Annotated in this window: 2 protein-coding genes and 1 pseudogene; 1 reads left to right on the forward strand and 2 read right to left on the reverse strand. The window is 61.2% G+C overall.

All coding sequences use genetic code 11. The features are described 5' to 3' along the window. Positions 1 to 513, reverse strand: a complete 513-nt coding sequence (locus C8N32_RS14780) for a hypothetical protein (protein ID WP_107893713.1) — start codon at positions 511 to 513, stop codon at positions 1 to 3. Positions 514 to 722: 209 nt separating this feature from the next. Between C8N32_RS14780 and C8N32_RS14785 the strand changes: the two genes are divergently transcribed. Further along, positions 723 to 1,241, forward strand: a complete 519-nt coding sequence (locus tag C8N32_RS14785; RefSeq protein WP_107893714.1) for a hypothetical protein — start codon at positions 723 to 725, stop codon at positions 1,239 to 1,241. Positions 1,242 to 1,280: 39 nt separating this feature from the next. On the opposite strand, the pseudogene C8N32_RS14790 reads toward C8N32_RS14785, so the two are convergent. Then, positions 1,281 to 1,361 (reverse strand): annotated as a pseudogene (locus C8N32_RS14790) (IS5/IS1182 family transposase); the annotation flags it as partial.

Genomic DNA, 1,361 nt, shown 5'->3' on the forward strand with positions numbered 1-1,361 from the left:
TCACGCCGAAACTCCGGCGTCGGTCTGTTCCCGTTTCCCATAGAACACCTCCTGGTTCCTCAGTTGGTGCTCTCCACTTCTTTCGGGCAAGTCCACCTCGTCTAGGCGATAGCAGGAGTTGGGCGACTTTGCCTTGACGTGTCCGGGGATGAACTCGCCATTCTCAAGCGTGATCGCCTCGAACCCGCCCAACTCGCGAAGCGGCTTGATCCAGTAGTCGCGCCCCTCACGATCCAGCTTGCCGCTGTCCCGTTGGAGAATGCCAATGTGGCAGGCGAGGTGTGCCGTCGATGCCCCGTCAGCAATGGTCGCCCCCTTGGGGGCCTTCGTGAACCAGCTTGCCGTCTGATCGTCGAGCATGGCGAAGGTGCAATCGACCAAGTCGGCGTTTGACCCAAGGTCGAGGTATTGCAGGACTGCGCGAATCCGGTCCTTCGTCACGCCTTGCAGCGCATCGGGCATCGGCCCCCGCTTGGCCCTCAGTTGCGCCACCTTATCATGCAGTAGTGCCATCCGCCTGTTTCCCCTCAACAATTCGTTTTGGGGCACCCTACTGCGCGCCTGCTCAGGAGTCGATTAGCAAGTCTGGTGTCTCAAACAAACAACGGGAAGCGCCTCAATCTTCGGTTGAGCAGCGCCGGGGACAGGTCCGATAACTCAGTTATGCCCGGAACGTTTCGGGAACACATCAACGGAGTGACAGACATGCCACCTATGCCGAAATGACGAAGACCGAACTCAACGACCTGCTGCCCGAAAACCTGCACTGCAAGAATGCGTCGCAACTCAAGAAGGCCTCTAAGGCCCAACTGATCGACATGCTCGAACGCCGTGACGCGACGCAGGCAGAGGCGCAGGCGTTGCGCTCGGTCGACGAGAAAATACAGGACGCCAAGATCGTCAAAGCGCCCAAGGCCCGCAAGCCGCGCGAACTGCCCGACCGCGTGATGCTCGAACCCGGCAAGCCGGAAGACGTCAAAGCGACGAAGGCAGGCAGCAAGCGGCACCTGATGGCCGAGGCGCTGGCAAAGGGCGCGACCATCGAGGAACTGATGGCAACGCTCGGCTGGAACAAGGACACCGTGTCATCCGCGCTGCGCACCGACATGGGCGCGCTTGGGTTGGGCGTCGAGCGCAAGGCGGGCAAATACTACCTGCTGATGCCCGAGGGCGTGAAGCGCATCCCGGCGCGTGACGCGGGCACCACCCGCGCAGACGCGCTCGTGGCGGCTTGCAAATAAACAACTGGGGCGCAATGGCAGAAATGCTAGGGTCAGGATTCATAACCAGTAGATGACGAGGGCGGCGAGGGCGATGGCCGAAAGGAAGACCTTCGGGCACCGGTCATATCGGGTGGCCAC

This window comes from Rhodovulum imhoffii (genome assembly GCF_003046545.1).
GTDB classification, from domain to species: Bacteria; Pseudomonadota; Alphaproteobacteria; order Rhodobacterales; family Rhodobacteraceae; genus Rhodovulum; species Rhodovulum imhoffii.

Bases quoted from the DNA above. Each gene is read 5' to 3' on its own strand.
- C8N32_RS14780 (WP_107893713.1), bottom strand. From the start codon at position 513: ATGGCACTACTGCATGATAAGGTGGCGCAACTGAGGGCCAAGCGGGGG.
- C8N32_RS14785 (WP_107893714.1), top strand. From the start codon at position 723: ATGACGAAGACCGAACTCAACGACCTGCTGCCCGAAAACCTGCACTGC.